Source organism: Microvirga thermotolerans (assembly GCF_009363855.1).
Lineage (GTDB): Bacteria > Pseudomonadota > Alphaproteobacteria > Rhizobiales > Beijerinckiaceae > Microvirga > Microvirga thermotolerans.
The window spans coordinates 1405428-1424093 of the sequence record NZ_CP045423.1; the positions used below are offsets into that span (position 1 = coordinate 1405428).

The 18666-nt window shown below is 55.7% G+C and carries 15 protein-coding genes; 13 read left to right on the top strand and 2 right to left on the bottom strand.

Annotated elements, in window-relative coordinates:
• Window positions 1–536: 536 nt before the first annotated feature.
• The 11 genes from GDR74_RS06625 to GDR74_RS06675 all read left to right on the top strand — a co-directional run bounded on the left by GDR74_RS06625 (window position 537) and on the right by GDR74_RS06675 (window position 14761).
• Complete coding sequence (locus GDR74_RS06625) at window positions 537–2018, top strand: glycosyltransferase (RefSeq protein ID WP_152585565.1); 1482 nt, start codon at window positions 537–539, stop codon at window positions 2016–2018.
• A gap of 3 nt (window positions 2019–2021) precedes the next feature.
• Window positions 2022–3923 (top strand): asparagine synthase (glutamine-hydrolyzing), encoded by a 1902-nt coding sequence (gene asnB, locus GDR74_RS06630; protein ID WP_152585566.1) that lies wholly within the window; start codon window positions 2022–2024, stop codon window positions 3921–3923.
• A 211-nt stretch (window positions 3924–4134) separates the two neighbouring features.
• Entirely contained in the window at window positions 4135–6072 is a 1938-nt protein-coding gene (gene asnB, locus GDR74_RS06635) for an asparagine synthase (glutamine-hydrolyzing) (protein ID WP_152585567.1), read from the top strand.
• A 15-nt stretch (window positions 6073–6087) separates the two neighbouring features.
• Window positions 6088–7035, top strand: coding sequence for an NAD-dependent epimerase/dehydratase family protein (locus GDR74_RS06640; RefSeq protein ID WP_152585568.1), 948 nt, complete (start codon window positions 6088–6090; stop codon window positions 7033–7035).
• Between the two features lie 11 nt (window positions 7036–7046).
• Window positions 7047–7988, top strand: a complete 942-nt coding sequence (locus GDR74_RS06645) for an NAD-dependent epimerase/dehydratase family protein (protein ID WP_152585569.1) — start codon at window positions 7047–7049, stop codon at window positions 7986–7988.
• A gap of 19 nt (window positions 7989–8007) precedes the next feature.
• Window positions 8008–9081, top strand: coding sequence for an NAD-dependent epimerase/dehydratase family protein (locus tag GDR74_RS06650; protein ID WP_152585570.1), 1074 nt, complete (start codon window positions 8008–8010; stop codon window positions 9079–9081).
• Window positions 9082–9084: 3 nt separating this feature from the next.
• Window positions 9085–9879, top strand: a complete 795-nt coding sequence (locus tag GDR74_RS06655) for an ABC transporter permease (RefSeq protein ID WP_152585571.1) — start codon at window positions 9085–9087, stop codon at window positions 9877–9879.
• 10 nt (window positions 9880–9889) lie between these two features.
• Window positions 9890–10651, top strand: a complete 762-nt coding sequence (locus GDR74_RS06660) for an ABC transporter ATP-binding protein (RefSeq protein WP_194164648.1) — start codon at window positions 9890–9892, stop codon at window positions 10649–10651.
• A gap of 53 nt (window positions 10652–10704) precedes the next feature.
• Window positions 10705–11352, top strand: a complete 648-nt coding sequence (locus tag GDR74_RS06665; RefSeq protein WP_152585573.1) for an SGNH/GDSL hydrolase family protein — start codon at window positions 10705–10707, stop codon at window positions 11350–11352.
• A 34-nt stretch (window positions 11353–11386) separates the two neighbouring features.
• Window positions 11387–13456 carry a glycosyltransferase family 1 protein gene (locus GDR74_RS06670; protein ID WP_152585574.1) on the top strand — a complete coding sequence of 690 codons (2070 nt, stop codon included), beginning with the start codon at window positions 11387–11389 and terminating at the stop codon, window positions 13454–13456.
• A 217-nt stretch (window positions 13457–13673) separates the two neighbouring features.
• Window positions 13674–14761, top strand: a protein-coding gene (locus GDR74_RS06675; RefSeq protein ID WP_152585575.1) for an IS630 family transposase whose coding sequence is annotated in 2 segments (ribosomal slippage) — window positions 13674–14199 and window positions 14199–14761 — 1089 coding nt in all. Because the reading frame shifts where the segments join, the coding sequence is not laid out codon by codon here.
• Window positions 14762–14914: 153 nt separating this feature from the next.
• On the opposite strand, the gene GDR74_RS06680 is transcribed toward GDR74_RS06675, so the two are convergent.
• Window positions 14915–15817 carry a DapH/DapD/GlmU-related protein gene (locus GDR74_RS06680; protein WP_152585576.1) on the bottom strand — a complete coding sequence of 301 codons (903 nt, stop codon included), beginning with the start codon at window positions 15815–15817 and terminating at the stop codon, window positions 14915–14917.
• A 154-nt stretch (window positions 15818–15971) separates the two neighbouring features.
• On the bottom strand, window positions 15972–16796 hold the full coding sequence (locus GDR74_RS06685) for an IS5 family transposase (RefSeq protein ID WP_152585577.1): 825 nt from the start codon (window positions 16794–16796) through the stop codon (window positions 15972–15974).
• Window positions 16797–17015: 219 nt separating this feature from the next.
• On the opposite strand from GDR74_RS06685, the gene GDR74_RS06690 reads away from it, so the two are divergent.
• Together GDR74_RS06690 and GDR74_RS06695 are read left to right on the top strand one after the other, a co-directional pair.
• Window positions 17016–17782, top strand: a protein-coding gene (locus tag GDR74_RS06690; protein ID WP_152585578.1) for an IS5 family transposase whose coding sequence is annotated in 2 segments (ribosomal slippage) — window positions 17016–17331 and window positions 17331–17782 — 768 coding nt in all. Because the reading frame shifts where the segments join, the coding sequence is not laid out codon by codon here.
• Between the two features lie 276 nt (window positions 17783–18058).
• Window positions 18059–18490, top strand: a complete 432-nt coding sequence (locus GDR74_RS06695; RefSeq protein ID WP_152585579.1) for an HIT family protein — start codon at window positions 18059–18061, stop codon at window positions 18488–18490.
• The last annotated feature ends 176 nt before the right edge of the window (window positions 18491–18666 follow it).

Here is an 18666-nt window from a genome sequence, read left to right on the forward strand (position 1 = left end):
AAACCACGGGAGAAATGGATGGTTCCGGCGGCTCTAAACTGTTTTCGACAGTAATGGCCGGTGTCCACGATGTTGCTGAAGGGAGTTCCCCGGACGGGTGTGAAACCCCGCGCTGCAAGAGGGAAGATTATCCTTTGGATGCTATGACATCCTCGAGGCGCGGCAGCGTTCTCGGGATCAATAACTCGACGCTTCGAACATGCATTTATTGTGGGCTGGGATTAGATGGCCGAAATTGCCGCAAAGTTTGATCTCCCTGGAAGAGGGCTGATCCTATGACAAGCCTTGTTATGCGACATATCGAATCTGAGTCTTGCCGGCGATCGCGAGTCTGTCTTATCGAAGACGTCTCTTTAAAGGAATTTAGGCAGGAGGCAGCATTGGCAGGCCCTGACCGCATTCTTCGACCGGGGCTTTCATCGATGGTCCGGGCAACGGTTGCCGGCCGGCCCTAGACACGGCCGGGTTCATCTTCTATTGCGTCGGGTTTGCTTTAGGCTTCGATACTCAACCTGCCCAACACGCTGCCTGCAGTCATGGATCAACTTAATGCTTTGAAGAGATCGGGCGAAGGTCCGCTTCGAAGGAAGCTCTCGATCGGGATCATCGCCCTTTCGCAGATTCCTGACGATCCTCGCGTGCGCCGGCAGGGGGATGCATTCACACGCGCCGGCTGGGACGTCGTCGGCATTGGGTTGGCGGGGTCCAAGTCTTCTCCGCCAAGCTGGCCGATTCGTGACGAGACGGATCTTCCGCTTCCGGCGCCGGTCGGGCAGGTGGAGGAGAACAAGTCCGATCCTCTCCCCAAGTTCCTTCCGGATGGATTGACCACGGGACAGAAGCTCATTCGTCTGGCGACGGCTCCCGATCAGCTCTATTTCGCTGTCCGCAAGAGAGCCTGCGCCGTTGCCGTCAAGCTGGGCCTCAAGTCCCCCGATATAGCCGCAATCGTGCGACGGACCGCTCGCGTGACCGGGCTGTCTTGGACGCGTCGTCAGACCCTGCGCCGCCTTGGCCAAGTCCGTTACGTCCTGCGCATGCAGGCCCCGAGGCTCCTACCCCACACGGCCGAGAGCGCTTTCTGGCGCCTGAACAGTCGCTTTGACGATCTCTATCGCCTTGGCATGGAGCATCGGCCCGACATATGGCTCGCCAACGATTGGACTGCGCTCCCGATTGCGCGCCGGTTGGCCAGACAGAGCGGAGCAATTCTCGTCTACGATACCCATGAGCTTGCCGCCGATGAATACACTGAGCGTCTCCAGTGGCGCCTCCTCCATCGGCCCGTGACCGTCGCCATCGAGGGTGACTGCATGAAAGAGGCCCAACTCGTTACGTGCGTCTCCGACGGAATTGCCGACCGCCTTCAGGAATTGTACGGCCTCAAGAAGCGTCCCATCGTCATCCGCAACACGCCGAGCTACCAGGAGATGCCTTTCCGGCCGGTAGGCGAGCGAATCGAGGTGTTGTATCATGGCATCGTATCTCCCGGTCGCGGCCTGGAGGCGTGCATTGCCAGCGTTGCAAAGTGGCGCCCCGAGTTCCGCTTGACGATTCGAGGGCCGGTCTCTCCTGAATACCGCTCGCACTTGGAGGCCCGAATCGCTGAGAATCGTGTAGGGGATCGGGTCCGGCTGGTGCCCCCCGTACCCATGACCGATCTGGTGAGGGAGGCCAATGCCTTCGATATCGGGCTGTTCGCCCTGCCGGATCATTCCCGGCACAATCGCTTTGCCCTGCCGAACAAGTTCTTCGAGTACACGATGGCTGGCCTGGCGCTTTGCGTGTCCGATCTTCCGGAAATGGCCCGCCTGCTGAAGCAGTACGATCTGGGGGTCTTGTTTGCCGGAATGGAGCCGGAGACGATTGCGGCCGCCATCAACTCCTTCAATCGAGAGTCGATCGAACATCACAAACGCCGCTCTCTGGAAGCGGCACGCGATCTGAACTGGCAGAAGGAGAGCGAGACTCTGATCTCTCTCTGCGAGCAGCTCGTCGATACCAATCGAAAGTCTTGAACAATGTGCGGACTCTTTGGTTCTGTTGGCTTCCAGCCCGAGCGCGATAGGATTGACCGGATCTCCCATCGAGGGCCGGATGGAACAGGCTGGCAGGAATTCTCGTCTGCTGCCGGACCGGTTGCACTCGGCCACCGCCGCCTTGCGATCATCGACGTCAGCGATGCCGGGCTGCAGCCGATGGCCGATGTCTCCGGACGCTTCAACTTGGTCTTCAATGGCGAGATCTACAACTACATCGAGCTGCGTGAAGAACTCAGAGCCAAGGGATATGTATTCCGTTCGGACAGCGACAGCGAAGTCCTGCTGACCGCATATCAGGAATGGGGCGAGAAGTGCCTGGACCGGTTCCTGGGCATGTTTGCCTTCCTGATCTGGGATGCGCGCGATCAGCGCCTTTTCGCAGCCCGGGATCGGTTCGGCATCAAGCCGCTCTATTTCGTCGCGAATCCCCGCGGCATTGCGTTCGCGTCGGAGATCAAGCAGCTCCTGGGACTCCAGGGTGCTGGGAATCGCATGAACCTGGCCCGCGTAAGGGACTTCCTTGCATCGGGGATCAGCGACCATACCCGCGAGACCCTGTTCGAAGGCGTCATGCAGGTCCAAGCGGGCTGCTGCGTCACCATCGATGCATCGCGACCCTTGCAGGGAGCCTGCGAGCCCCGGCGCTGGTACAACATTCCCGCTCACTCGACACTCGACATTTCGGAAGCGGAGGCCGCAGATCGCTTCCGCCAGCTACTGACGGACTCCGTGCGCATGCATTTGCGCTCGGACGTGCCCATCGGCTCCTGCCTGTCGGGCGGACTCGACTCCTCGGCTATCGTTTGCCTGATGTCGGACATGCTGGCCGAGGAGGGCGAGGGGGCGCGGGTCAACACGGTCTCGGCCTGTTACGCAGAGAAGAGCGTCGACGAGAAGCCGTTCATGGAGGCCGTTGTCGCGAAAACGGGTGCCAATCCTCACTACATCTTTCCGCGGGCGGAAGAGGTCTTCAAGCGTGCCGCGGACATCACCTGGCACCAGGACGAGCCGTTCGGTTCGACATCCATATTTGCGCAATGGTGCGTGTTTGAGGAGGCGAAGAAGGCCGGCATCAAGGTCATGCTCGACGGCCAGGGGGCTGACGAGCAGCTTGCAGGCTATCATTCGTCATACGTCTACTACATGTCGGATCTCATCCGGCGACGCGACTACGTCACTTTGCTCCGCACGATGGTGGAGCGTGACCGGATCCATGGCGTCTCTTTCGTCGAGCAGTTCAAGCGCTTCATCGGCCCAGTTCTGCCGCCGCAGCTGCGTACCTTCCTGCTCCGCCAACGTCAGGTGCTCGTGAACCATGACTGGATGGGCTCGGACGCTCTCCGGCCGCTGCAGAACCAACCTGGCGCACTCGAAGTGGCAAGCCAGGTCAACGGCCTGCCGCCGATCACTGACATCGCGTCGCTTTGCGTTGTCCTGACCTTTGCATCCAACCTCCAGATGCTCTTGCACTGGGAAGATCGGAACTCGATGGCTCACTCCATCGAAGCACGCGTCCCCTTCCTCGACCATCGGCTCGTCGAATTCAATCTCGCCCTGGGCAACGCGCACAAGATCGTTCGCGCCGACACCAAGCGGGTCCTGCGCCGCGCCATGAGGCACACGTTGCCCGAAAGCGTGCGCGAGCGCCGCGACAAGCTCGGCTTTTCGACCCCGGAAGAAGTCTGGTTCCGCGGGCCGCTGAAAGGGATGATCCTCGATGGCGTCGAGGCGACCCTCAAGCGCTATCCCGATCTTCTTGAGCCCAAGGGAACGAGGGCCCTGGTCTCCGACATGCTCGAAGGGCGCCGCAGTGTCGACTTTACCCTTTGGCGGATTGTCAATATGGGTATCTGGGGCGAGAAGTTTAACGTGATCATGTAGCGCATGGTAATAGCAATCGGTGAAGTAAGGTGCGACTTAAGAGTCGTACTTAAGGACGCTGGAGCGGATTGCGGTTTGATGGAATCGCAAGCCGCTCCTCAGTTCTTTGCGGATCGCATTTTCAGACGGACTCGTAAGGTCGCGACAGCGAATATCGGTTTCTACTTTCCCTGAAAGTGCTCTTAGACTTTCGGAAGAAGGCAGTATCGCAATGTGTGGAATAGCAGGGGCGGTATCCTTAGATCGCAGTCCAATTATAGGGCTGAGATCAATATTGGGAGCGATGAATCGCCTCATTTCTCACAGAGGCCCCGATGGGCAGGGCATTTGGCTCTCCGAGGGCGACGCCTGCGGCCTTGCCCATCGCCGCCTCGCCATCATCGATCTTTCCTCGTCGGGGCATCAACCTATGGTTGCTCCGAACGGGTCCGTCATGACTTTCAATGGCGAGATCTACAATTATGTCGAGCTTATGGGGCAGTTGTCCGACCGCTGGAACTTCCGTTCCAAATCGGATTCAGAGACAATTCTCGCGGCTTATGATCGTTGGGGAACAGATTGTCTTGACCATCTGCGGGGCATGTTCTCGTTCGCGATTTGGGACGGCGATCGCCTTTTCGCGGCGCGCGACCGCTTCGGTATCAAGCCATTCTACTATGCCATCGTCGACGGAGTTTTCTATTTCGCTTCCGAAATAAAGGCATTGCTTCCCATTCTGCCCGAGATTGCGACCGATCCGGACGCCCTTGGCGAGTACATTACATTTCAGTACACGATCGGCGACAAAAGCCTGTTCAAGCATGTCCATGTTCTCCTTCCTGGACATGCCATTGTCGTCGAAAAGGGCGAGGTTCGCGTCCGCCGCTACTGGGACGTGCACTACAACATCGATTTCGATCATACGCCCAGGTGGTTCGAGACACGGATGAAAGAGATCCTGCAGGAATCCATCTCGGTCCATCTCCGCTCGGATGTGCCTGTCGGGGCATACGTGTCCGGCGGCATCGATTCCAGCCTGATCGCCATCCTGGCGGCTCGTGAAGAGGCTTCCGGGAACATTGGTTTCCACGGGAAGTTCACCGAATTTCCCGGATATGATGAAAGCTCTTATGCCGAAGCCGCCTCGAAGCAGGCAGGGCTCGAACTTCACCAGATCGATATCACGGCCACCGATTTCCGCGACTCCATCGAGAAGGTGATTTATCATTTGGACCAGCCGGTTGCGGGACCCGGCTCGTTTCCTCAGTACATGGTCTCAAAACTGGCCGCGGAGCACGTCAAGGTTGTGCTTGGCGGGCAGGGCGGAGACGAGATCTTCGGCGGCTACGCCCGCTATCTGATCGCCTATTTCGAACAGGCCATCAGCTCCGCCATCGACGGAACCCACCGTAACGGCAACTTCGTCGTTACGCCCGAGTCGATCATTCCCCATCTGACCGTTCTCCAGGAATACAAGCCGCTCATCCGGCAGCTTTTCTCGAAGGGTCTCTTTGGGCCTCTGGATGAGCGGTATTTCCGCCTGGTCGATCGCTCCACCGACATGGAGAACGAGGTCGATTGGGCCATGATTGACCGAAAGGCCGTCTTCGCGCGGTTCCAGTCAATCTTCAATTCCGAGCGAAATGTGCGCAAGGAGGCCCTGTTCGACTCCATGACGCATTTCGATTTCAAGTGCCTCCTGCCAGCCCTGCTTCAGGTCGAAGACAGAATGTCCATGGCTCACGGTCTTGAATCGCGCGTACCGCTGCTCGATCATTCCGTTGTCGAATTCGCGGCCACGATTCCGGCGGACATCAAGTTCAAGGGCGGCCAGATGAAGCACTTCATCAAGTCGACCTTCGGCGCGGACCTGCCTCAGGAACTGATGCACCGCCGCGACAAGATGGGCTTCCCTGTTCCGCTGAAGGAGTGGTTCTCGGGCGAACTCCACGATTTCACGATGGATGTCTTCAACACGCAGAAGAACCGTTCCCGTCCTTATTTCAATACGGACGTGATCCTTGGCAATTTCGACAAAGCCGAGCGTTTCTCCCGCAAGACCTGGGGTCTCCTCAGCCTCGAATTGTGGCATCAGATCTTCCATGATCGTGCGGCAGAGTATAAGCGCATGGTCGACGAAACTCCTCCGCAGATGGTTGCGGCACAGTAATTTCAGGGATGTGAGATGAAAGTTTTTGTAACCGGAGGTTCCGGCCAGGTTGGCTCGACGGTCGTGGACATGCTTCTTGCTCGTGGTGACGAGGTCATGGCTATCGACAATTTCGCGACCGGCCGGAGGGATAATCTCTCCGTCCATCCGAAGCTGACGCTCGTGGAGGACACGATTGTCGACAGCAAGCTGATCGATCGCCTGTTCGGCGAGTTCAAGCCGCAGGTGGTGGTGCATACGGCGGCATCGTACAAGGATCCCGAGGACTGGGAGACCGATGCGCTCGTGAACGCCGTCGGCACGGCCAATATCGCCAAGGCCTGCAAGACGCATAAGGTCGACCGTCTCATCTATTTCCAGACGGCTCTTTGCTATGGAACGAAGCCGATCCAGCAGCCGATCCGCCTCGACCACCCGATCAACCCCGTCAATTCCAGCTACGCCATCTCGAAGACGGCCGGTGAGCATTACGTTCAGTTCTCGGGGGTTGACTGGGTCACGTTCCGCCTCGCCAATGTCATTGGCCCGCGGAATGTCTCCGGCCCGCTGCCGATCTTCTACGGACGTCTTTCGAAAGGGCAGAAGTGCTTCATCACCCCCGCGCGGCGCGACTTTTGCTACGCGGGCGATTTGGCGAAGGTCGTCGTCGAAGCCGCCCAGGGCAAGGGCAGCGGCACATATCACTTCTCGTCCGGCAAGGACGTGGCGATCAAGGAACTCTACGACGCCGTCGTCAAGGCTATGAAGCTCAACGATTATCCGGAACCCGAGGTGAAGCCGCTCGGCCCGGACGATGCGCCGTCGATCCTGCTCGATCCCTCGCGAACCTTTGCGGATTTCGGAAACATAGAGTTCACCTCTCTTGAAGAAATCGCCCGTCTTTCCGTCGAACGCTGGCAGAACGAGGGTGTGGTAGGAGGCTATACCCACCTCAAGGAAGCCCGCGCCGAGATCCGGAGCTGAGCGAGGAAACCATGCGTATCCTGATCACCGGCGGTGCCGGTTGTCTCGGCTCCAATCTGACGGAGCGCTATCTGGAAGCCGGGCATTCGGTCTGCATTCTTGACAATTTTGCGACCGGGCAGCGCGGCTCCCTGCCGGAGGAGCATCCGCAGATGACCATCGTCGAGGGAACGGTCTATGACCGTGCCCTCGTCGATCGCGTTTTTGCCGATTTCGCGCCGACGCACGTGATCCACTCGGCGGCCGCCTACAAGGATCCCGACAACTGGATCGAGGATACGCGGACCAATGTCGAGGGCACCATTCACGTGGCAGAAGCCTCCCGCAGGGCAGGCGTGAAGCGGTTCGTGAATTTCCACACGGCTCTCGGATATGGTCGACCCGATACATTGCCGATCCCGGTTTCTGCTCCGGCCCGTCCGTTCACGAGCTATGGCATCTCGAAGCAGGCAGGCGAGAACTACCTCGCCATTTCGGGGCTTCCCTATGTTTCGCTGCGGCTCGCCAATGTCACGGGCCCTCGTCTCGCGATCGGGCCGATCCCGACCTTCTACACACGGCTTAAGGCCGGGAAGGCCTGCTTCTGCTCAAAGACGGTTCGTGATTTCATCGATATGGACGATTTCTTCTCTATCATGGACCTGGTGATGGAGGAGGGAGCGCCGACGGGCGTCTTCAACGTGTCCACTGGCACCGGCCATGCCATCAAGGAAATCTTCGACATCGTCGTCGATCATCTTGGGATCACATTGTCCGAGCCCGTCCCTGAGGTCGAACCTGGCGCGGATGATGTCCCGGCGGTGGTGCTGGACCCATCGGAAACGATCCGGACCTTCGGTTGGCAGCCGCAGTACACCTTTGCGCAGACGATCCGTCGCATGCTGGAATGGTATGACCGCCACGGCGTTACTGCCATCTACAGCCATCTCAAGGCGCCAGTTCCGGCGCGCTAAATTATTACGGAAGACCATCATGGCCGAGAGCTTTGAAGGCAAGAATGTGCTTGTCGTGGGCGGCGCCGGTTTCGTCGGATCGAACCTCGTACGCTTCATCCTGAAGCAGGAACCGCGGAAGCTGACCATCGTCGACAATTTCCTGTCGGCCGACCCCGTCAATGTTCCGGATCATCCGGCGGTAAGGCTCGTTTCTGGCTCGATCACCAACGACCGCATCCTGCGGGAACTCGATGAGGATCTAGACTACGCCTATCATCTGGCGTGCTATCATGGGAACCAGTCGTCGATCCATGATCCGCTGGCGGACCACGAGAACAACAACATCACCAGCCTGAAGCTGTTCGAGCGTCTCAAGGACATCAAGAGCCTCAAGAAGGTCGTCTATGCTGCGGCAGGCTGCGCCGTGGCTGCGAAGACGTTCGATGGCGCGCAGGCCACGAAGGAAGACGCGCCTGTTTCGCTGTTCCACGACAGCCCGTACTCGATCTCGAAACTCGTCGGCGAGATGTATGGCAATTACTACTTCATGCGGCATGGTATGCCGTTCGTGAAGGCCCGTTTCCAGAACGTCTACGGCCCAGGTGAGATCCTTGGGGCCGGCCGCTGGCGTGGAACGCCGGCAACCGTCTGGCGCAATGTGACGCCGACCTTCATCTGGAAGTCGCTGCACGGCGAGGCCCTGCCGGTCGAGAACGGCGGCATCGCGAGCCGCGACTTCATCTTCGTCGAAGACATGGCGCGGGGACTGATGGCTTGTGCGCTAAGGGGTGAGCCGGGCGAAATCTACAACCTGGGTTCGGGTGTCGAGACCACCATTCTTGAGCTAGCGGAGCGGGTGAATCGTCTGACTGGGAACACGACGCCGATCGCCATGACGCCTGCGCGGGATTGGGATCGTTCGGGGCAGCGCTTCGGCGATCCGTCCAAGGCCAAGGAGAAGCTTGGTTTTGCGGCAGAGGTTCCTCACGAAGAAGGACTGCGCCGTACCGTTGAATGGACGAAGGATAAACAACGTATCATTGCGCAGATTATGCAACAACACGTTCATTATCTCCCCGATATTAAGAAATACGCTCAGATATTAGGTTGAAGCATGTCTGTTAAAGTACAGCAGTCGCCCATCCAGGACATTCTTGAGGGTTTAGTTTCCTGGCGCCTCTGGATAAGATTCGGCTGGCACGATGTTGTCGCGCGGTATCGGCGGTCATGGCTTGGCCCGTTCTGGCTTATTGCTGCCATGAGCATCTTCGTGGTAGCCCTCGGCGTTGTTTACAGTACCCTCTTCAAAGTACCTATCCGAGAGTATCTGCCTTTTGTGGCAATCGGCACTGTAGTCTGGCAGTTTCTATCAGCGGTCGCGACTGAGAGTGTACAGACTTTCGTGGAGGCAGAGAGTTACATTAAGCAGGTGCGCCGCTCTCCAGTGCTATATGTTTTTCGGGTCGTGTGGAGAAATACAATTGTATTCTTCAATCAGTTCGTTGTGGGGCTCTTCGTGGCTATTGCATGCGGACAATTGTCTCTTGCATATGGTTGGCTTGCAATCCTTGGATTGGTTCTGTTGCTTATGCAAGCTTGGTGGGTCACTCTGCTTGTAGGTGTGCTTGGATCAAGGTTTAGAGATCTGTTACCTATTGTTACAAGTTTGATGCAGATTCTTTTTTTTATAACGCCAGTTCTTTGGCCGCCATCTGCACTTGGAACAAATGCTTGGATCGCTCAGTTCAATCCACTTTACCACTTGCTTGAGACAATTCGGGGTCCACTGCTGGGACAAGTTCCGTCGTTGTTATCCTATGCTGTTACAATTGGGCTCGCGATGTGCGGCATGGCGGTAGCCTACGCTATTTATGCACGCTTCCGGTCTCGTATTGTCTACTGGCTCTGAGACAAACCCAATGCCCAAGATTGCTCTCCAAGATGTGCACGTCGACTTTCCCCTTCTCGAGCGGGACCAGCGTTCGCTGAAGCGCCTTCTTTCGGCACCGCTCGCTAATTCAAGGTTCGGAGTTGATGCTCGTTCGCGCCCATTTCTACAAGGGTTGAGAGGGGTCAGCTTGACTCTTGAGGATGGAGACCGGGTTGGAGTTATCGGTACTAACGGTGCAGGCAAATCGACCCTTCTCCGGGTCATGGCCGGAATCTATCCACCGACCTCTGGCCGTGCGGAAATTAACGGTCGCGTTGGTGCACTTCTCTCTGTTGGCTTAGGTTTTCGCGAGGACGTATCAGGCTTCGAGAATATTCAATTTTGCCTTCTTCTCTTAGGACTGCCTCCGGAACAGATCGAAGAGAAGCGAGCTGAAATCATTGACTTCACCGAACTGGGCGAGATGATCCATCTCCATGTCGGCGCCTATTCTGCCGGTATGAGAACGCGGCTTGCATTTGCAATTGCCACATCGATCGATCCTGAGATCCTAATTCTCGACGAGGTATTTGGTGCTGGCGACGCCGTATTCATTCGTAAGGCAGAGCAACGGATGCAGGCCCTTATCGAACGGGCGAAGATCCTTGTCTTTGCATCTCATGCTCCAGCACTGCTAAAGCAGTTCTGCAATAAAGCTCTTTGGCTGGAGGGTGGTTCAGTCCATAAGTACGGCGAGTTAGAGGAGGTGACAGAGGCTTATGTAGCTTTTGTCAATCAAAGCTCGTCCTAGGGTTCGAAGGGGTCTGCGGTTGAGAGTTAAGCTGCGATAATAGAAGGTGAAAGATGAAATTTGTTTTCTTTGGGGACTCGATCTGCTTTGGGCAACGCGTATCACCGCATCTTATCTGGGTTTCGCGGATCAGCCAGGATCTGGAGAGGATCAGCGAAGGTAAGGTCGTTGTGGCAAATAACTCGGTTAATGGAAACACAACGCGAAATGCCTTAGAACGCGTTGGGCCAGATCTCCAAAGTGAGAACCCAATTGTCGTATATATCCAATTTGGATTGAACGATTGTAATTTCTGGCAGACTGATCATGGACACGCCCGGGTAAGTCTGGAAGCTTATAAATGGAACCTTGTTGAGATCATAAACCGGGCTCGCTTTGCTGGGGCTCAAAAGGTTCTTCTTGGGACTAATCACTTAACACAGTTTAATGGGCCTATGGAGAAGAAAATTTCTAGCAAAGCCCCTATGCCCTATCGTGAGCATATTCGCATTTATAATAATGCAGTGCGAGTGGTTGCAGAGATGACAGACGTAACTCTCGTTGATATCGAAGCTGAATGGATTGAAGGTCCTGAGAGAAAAGGGCTTGGTGAAGCTTATTTAGACCCGGACGGCTTACATTTATCACCGCTTGGACATGATTTTTATTATCATATAGTTGGCCCAGCCTGCCGGAAAGCGGTATCAACTTTATTAGCTTAATGTAAATCTCTCGTGAGATGAAGGACGTTGGACAATGTCTATGCTATCTCCCCTAGGTGACGCTGGAAAACCTTTAAAGCGAATCCGGGTATTGGTGGCGTACGCGAGCTCAAGTGTGCATGCGCGTGCCATTGTCGACTATCTTATTGCTTTTAAGAAATATACATCTTTTGATGTATACTATGTTAATGTGGTAAATGGTGTATATTTAGATTTTGAACTGGATGAATTCGATGTTGTTATCAATAGTTATTGCGCGAGGTTGATTTACGATGGTTATGTTTCGGATGATTATAAGCGTAAGCTGCGCAGATTCCGGGGATTGAAAATAGTTTCGGTCCAAGATGATTGTGATCGAACTTCTATTATGCATACGCAGATTCGCGAGCTTGGCTTTCACGTCTTACTCACGGCTGTTCCGTCCGACACTCTCGCTTACGGATACCCGCCGGATAAAATCCCTGGGGTTGAGATTTTTCCTGTTCTTACAGGATACGTTGCCAACGACTTTGCGGATTTGTCTCGCCCGGTGGTACCGCTTGAACAGCGCCCGTTTGTTCTAGGATATCGAGGGCGAGATATTGGTGGAAGATATGGAACCCTAGGCTACTATAAGTATATTATTGGCACTCGCATGAGGAATGAATGTGAGGCCCGTGGCGTTATTCACAATATTTCGGTTGCAGAAGGAGACAGGATTTATGGAGATGCTTGGTTCCAGTTTCTCGGCGAATGTCGGGCCGTGCTCGGGACCGAGTCTGGGACCAACGTATGGGATTTTGACGGATCTCTTGAACAAAAATTTCAAAGCATGACAGATCAGCTCGGCAGAAAGCCGACATATGAGGAATTTTATCCGTTTGTTGCAGAGCACGAAGGAAAGTCAAATATTGGGGAAATATCGCCGCGCCATTTTGAGGCAGCGGTGATGAGAACCCCAATGGTAATGTTTCGGGGAAGGTATTCTGATCTATTGGATCCTGGGGTTCATTATATTCCTCTTGAGAAAGATTTTTCTAATCTTGATGATGTTTTTGCAACTCTTCATAATTTCAAGAAACTTGAGCAAGTTTCGGAAAATGCCTACGAGCGTTTAGTTGCAAGTGGTGATTTTACATATAGGAAATTTGCTGAAAGTATTGAGGCGTTGATAAGAAGAAAACTTGCTTTAATTGATACGCCGCCTTCAACTTCAAGTGCATCTCATATTTCAACTGGAAGCCTGCTTCAGGAGAACGCCTCTAAGATTGCGCTTGGGGGGCGTGAGGTTCCAACGGAGTGGCCTCGGCATGCCTCTTTCAGTCCTGCTGGAGAAGCAAGGCTGTTGCCGGAACTATACGCCTATTTTAAAGAACGAGAGAGTACGCTCAGCGAACAGTGCATCCGATATCGAACTGCCATTCCGGATAGCTGGTCTCGTGCCAAAAGTGCATTTCAGGGTTTGCTGGATCTGCAATGGCAAGGCAGTTTCCATAGTTACAAACCGCCTGTAAACTTGGCATTTGTAGAGAAGTTTGATGTATTTGAGGATTCAGTGCGGATTGACATTGAGAATTTCGAGCGCGAGTGGTCTTTTATCTGTCATAACCAAGCTGCAGATATAGAATACAGAGCGGCACTCTCTAATGGTGCAGTTGAACCTGTTGGCGATAGTGCAGAGAAGGTACTTTCTGCCGAGAGAGCAAAGGCAGATCTATTAAAGCGCTATATTTTGAAGCAGGATGACAAGCTGAAGAAGTTTTCTGAGCATTATTTAAGAGCTTATGTCTTGCTTGAGGCGAAGCGTGTCCAATGTATTTATAGGCGCGAATTAGCTCGCCTCCAAGCAGCTTTTGAGAGAAGTGGGAACTGGTCGATCATGGAAGAACTAAAGCGATCAGTGGATACAGCAGAGAGTCAGTATGCTGAAAATGGTGCATGTGAAGAGCTTTTATCGGAAAAACGTTCAGTGGTCGAGCTGACTTTTAGGGACAACCTTGAAAGTCTTGTTAGTCACTATGCCGGAGAGAGTGCAAGAAAAAAATCGTACTTAGCACGGATTGTAATTAAAGCTCTGCCGATGAAACTCAAATTTTTGCTCAAAAGATTTGCTAGAGCGGTTTGAGGTTGAACGGAATGGGAAGATCGGAAGATTTGCTTCCATGTTATTGGGGGAGGCGTGAGCACGGAGGCTCGCCATGGCCACACTGTTGTCCCAGGACCTACACCTACGCATCGTCCGTGCCGTTGCAAAAGGTAGCTGGATACGCCAGGCGGCCGCTGGTTACGAATTAATACCAAGTCCCTGAAGGGCTGACTCGTTTGTGATTTCCCGGACTGGGATGGGTGTGATTCAGTTTGGTGAACCAGGGAGGTTTGCCATGCCGCTCCCACTCCGGTCTGACTTCGATGCCTCTGCGCTTCGTGCGTTGGCCAGGAAGACGAAGGATGGGCCGCAGGCCCGCCGGCTGCTTGCGCTGGCGGCGATCTATGATGGAGGCCCGCGCACCGAGGCGGCGCGGATCGGCGGGGTGACGCTGCAGATCGTGCGCGACTGGGTGCTCAAGTTCAACGCTCAGGGACCCGAGGGGCTCATCGACCGTCAGCCGCCGGGCCAGCCCTCAAGGCTCACGGATGCCCATCGATCAGCCCTCGCGGCCATGATCGACAGCGGGCCTCTTCCGGCCGTGCACGGGGTGGTGCGCTGGCGGCTGGTCGATCCGATCCAGTGGCTGTGGGAGGAGCACCGGGTCCTGATCTCCAAGCAGACCCTGAGCCGGGAGGTGCGTGCGCTGGGTTGCCGCAAGCTGTCGGCTCGCCCGCGCCATCACGCCAAGAACGAAGCGGCGGTGGAGGATTTTAAAAAAGCTTCCCCGCGCGTCTGGCGGAAATCGCAGAGGCTGGCGGCAAGCCGCTAGAGATCTGGTTTGCCGATGAGGCGCGGATCGGCCAGAAGAACAAGATCACGCGGCGCTGGGCCAAACGCGGCACGCGTCCATCCGCCCCGCGGGACCTGAGAACGGCCTCCACTTACATCTTCGGGGCGATCTGCCCGGCACAGGGCAAAGCCGCCGGCCCGGTGCTGCCCCGTTGTACGACCGAAGCGATGACGCTGCATCTGGCCGAGATCTCGCAGGCCGTAGCGCCCGGCAGCCATGCCGTGCTGCTCTTGGATCAAGCCGGCTGGCACGTCTCGCGCAAGCTGCAGGTGCCGGCCAACATCACCCTGGTGCCCCTGCCCGCCAAGGCCCCCGAGTTGAACCCAGTTGAGAATATCTGGCAGTACCTGCGGGAGAACTGGCTCTCGAACCGGATCTTCACCTCCTACACGGACATTCTCGATCATTGCTGCGCAGCTTGGACCAAGCTCGTCGACCGGCCCTGGTCCATCATGTCCATTGGCATGCGCGACTGGGCGCACGGGTTCTGATCAGGGGGACTGGGTATTATGACAAGCCTCTGTGCCCAAGCCCTTGACCACCATCGAGCCAGATCTCCCGATTCCGTCCAATCCCAAACCACTCCATCAGCAGGCCTCAAGATTAGGTGGATCACTGCTACCACTTCAGCGGGCGGATACAGATTACGAATTCTTAAGCCATGCTTTTACAAACCGTCGATGATCAAGCGCGAAATTACCGCTAACTTTCGTGTCAGCCGGAACATCCTTTACAACGACAGATCCCATCGAAACATAAGCACGTGGTCCGATTGAAACCTCATGGCCAACTGTGGCGTTTGGGTCGATGCGTGCGCCGTCGCCAACAATAACAGCAGCTGCGAAAACAGTTCCGGCTGCAACGATACAATTCTGTCCAATTTTTACACCATGGGCAATGTGAACAAAATTATCAATGCAAGATCCCGAGCCAATCTTCGTGTTCTCTCCATAAAGACCACGATCCATGGCACAGTTAGAGTGGATATTCACCCTGTCACCAATTTCGATGCCGGCGCCATGAGGAATAAGCTCTAACCCCTTCCCAAGATTTTTGTACTCAAAGCCCTCTGAGGATAGGATCGTTCCGCTTCGTACTATGCAATTTGCACCAATAATTGTGCGTTCTTTAATATGCACGCCGGCTTCAATAACTGTTCCAGCGCCAATTCGAACGTTCCTGTCCGCAATAATTGCAGCTGGGCTTATATAGCTAGTTGAATCAATCTGATTCTCGAAGGGCTGCCAGTAGAAATTTGAATCTAACAGAAAATTATGCGCTTTATAAAACGCGATTAGAGGATCTCTTACAACAGCCAATCCTATATGTTCTGGTATGTGCTCTGCAAGTTCTGAGGTCGTTAGAACCGCCGACACATAAGGATTTCCTATCAGTGCAGTTAGAAATTTACGCGCAGCAACAAAAACTAGTAATGGCTTAGCGTTAGTACGATGTGTGACATAGCCTAGGTTATCAAAGGAGCCATCTCTCACGACTTCGCAATGGACGGCTGGAGAAAGCGCATCTGCAAGTTCCGATAGGAGCATTTTTGGTCTCAACAGACGGATTTAGGTTGCCACATTAATGCAGGAGCAGTTGTTAGGCTTCGAGCATGAGGGCGTCAAGGCTATAGATTGAAGTTATATTATTAACCATATTCAATCGGAGGACAGCCCGCTTTCTAAGAGCCCGTTTGGAAATTCAGGAGTGTGCATTTCTTCGGATGAGGTTTCCGCCCATTGCGACGAGGATCATGGCGTGTGAGCCGTCGATGCGGCGCTCGTAGTCGCGCACGAGCCGCCGCCAGCGGATCATCCAGCCGAAGGTCCGCTCCACGACCCAGCGGCGTGGCAGGATCTCGAAGCCCTGGCCGTCGTCACGTCGGCGGACGATCTCGACGATGAAGTCGAGATAGGCAGCCTTGTCCATCAGCTTGAGCCTGTCATAGGCGCCGTCGGCGAACAGGTGCTTCACCCAGGGCCAGCGCTTGCGGATGGCGTCGAGGATGGCTTGCGCTCCGGCACTGTCGGAGATGTCGGCCGGCGTCAGGTTGACCATCAGAAGCCGCCCGTCGGTATCGACCGCAATATGGCGCTTGCGCCCGACGATCTTCTTGCCGGCATCGTACCCCCTTGTTGCGGCAGAGGGTGCCTTGACCGATTGGCTGTCGATCACGGCCGCTGTCGGGCTCGCCTCACGTCCGGCCCGCTCCCGATCCAGCATCAGCTCGACATCATGGATGGTTTGGAACAGGAAACGGCGGGCCAGTTCGCGGAACCACCCGTAGACCGTGCGCCAGTGCCCGAAATGGATCGGCAGCATGCGCCAGCCGCAGCCGGAGCGCACCAGGTAGCGCACCGCGTTGATCGCCTCCCGGAACTCCACCTCGCGTGGCCGGCCACGGCGACCCGGCGCGGGCATGAGCGGTGCGATCCGCTCCCATTCCTCATCCGTCAAATCGGACGGGTAACGCTTCGTCTTCCGGGCGATCCTGGCCATCCGGCCCCGCTGCTCTGGCGTCCACATCCAGAGCTTGAATCACAACCAAGGCCCGACAGGAATCCCCTTATGGCGATTTCCCAAACAGGCTCTAAGCGTCAAAGCAACTGCTTCAGAAAGTTTAAGTGTTGGCTATGGCAGAGCTTCTGTAAGTGCTGGCGTCACAATTGGACTAGGTCGTGAACCTATAAAAGATCTTTCATTTGCAGTGAGTTGATGCTTCACGTCCCATCCAGGGAGGATCCGATGCGCCGTCATGAGCTGACTGACTTCGAGTGGAAGATCATCGCGCCGCTGTTGCCCAACAAGCCACGTGGCGTGCCACGGGTGAATGACCGCCGGGTGCTCAACGGCATTCTCTGGCGCTTCCGCACCGGCTCGCCCTGGCGCGACATCCCCGAGCGCTATGGCCCCTCCACGACCTGCTACAACCGCTTCGTGCGCTGGCGCGGGGCCGGCGTGTGGGACCACATCCTTCAAGCCGTCTCGGCCGCTTACGATAGCGATCTCATCATGATCGACTCCTCGTGCGTGCGCGTCCATCAGCATGGAGCGACGGGTAAAAAGGGGATCGAGATGATGGCATGGGACGTTCCCGTGGCGGCTTGAGCACCAAGATCCACGCGCTGGTCGATGCCGAAGGCCGCCCGATCCGCATGGCTCTCACGCCGGGCCAGGCGCATGACGGCACCGCCGCCGAGGAGCTTCTGGCCGACCTCAAGCCAGGCGCAACCCTGCTGGCCGATAAGGCTTACGACAGCAATGCCATTCGCCAGCAGGCCCAGGAGCAAGACGTGTGGGCGAACATCCCACCCAAGAGCAATCGCAAGGGCGCGTTTGTCTTCAGCGCCTTTCTGTACCGCTACAGAAATCTGGTGGAACGCTTCTTCAACACGCTGAAACAGGACCGCGGCATTGCCACCCGATACGACAAGAACCCGGAGAACTTCCTGGCCGCCATCAAGCTGGTTTCAGCTCGCATCTGGATCCGCAGTTATGAGTCCACGACCTAGATAACTGACGTGCCGGGGCCGGAGGCTTCCGAGTCTCTGCGATCGCGGCGAACTCGCAAAGTTCGATGCGGGGGTGAAGATTACGGCATATGGTCGATGCAGGAACCGGAGGGCCTTGCCATAGGCGTCTGTCGCCGTCTGGAAAGCCGCGAAGGCTTCAGGAGAGAGGCGAGATATTGGGGTGATGCCTGCGCATGTGACCGGTGTGGAGTGGCCTTTCAGGACAGGATAAGCAAAGATGCGTGGGCAGCCTTGAACCGGTAAGAGGATAGCTTAATGTATGACGAGACCAATGTATTCGCCAGGATCTTAAGAAACGAACTGCCCTGCCATAAAGTCTATGAGACCGGGCATGTGCTTGCATTCATGGATGTCATGCCGAGGAGCGATGGGCATATTCTTGTCATTCCAAAGGCCAAGGTCAGAACGATTTTCGACATTGCGGACGAGGATCTTCAGCATCTTTTCAGAGCGGTTCAACTGATCTCCAGGGCCGCCATGGAAGCTATGTCGTCTGACGGTGTCTCACTCATCCAGTCAAACGAAAGCGCGGCCGGGCAGGTCGTATTTCATATGCATGTGCATGTTATTCCGCGTTGGACGGGCGTTGAGATGCGGCCCCATACGAGTGCAATGGAGGAACCTGAAGTTCTCGAGAGTATTGCAGCGCGGTATAGAAGAGTCATCGAGCAGATGGACGGGCGATAAAACAAAAGGGCATAGCCCGCGATTCAGGGGAAGCTGGGCGGCGAAAGCGCGCTTTCGCATCTCTGCTTCCTTCCATGCGTGTATTGCCCTCAAGCAATCATCGCATGGGACGTCGAAACCCGAATTCTGTCGACGCTACGGGATCTTCGTATGTTGTTATTCTGCAGCGACGATTG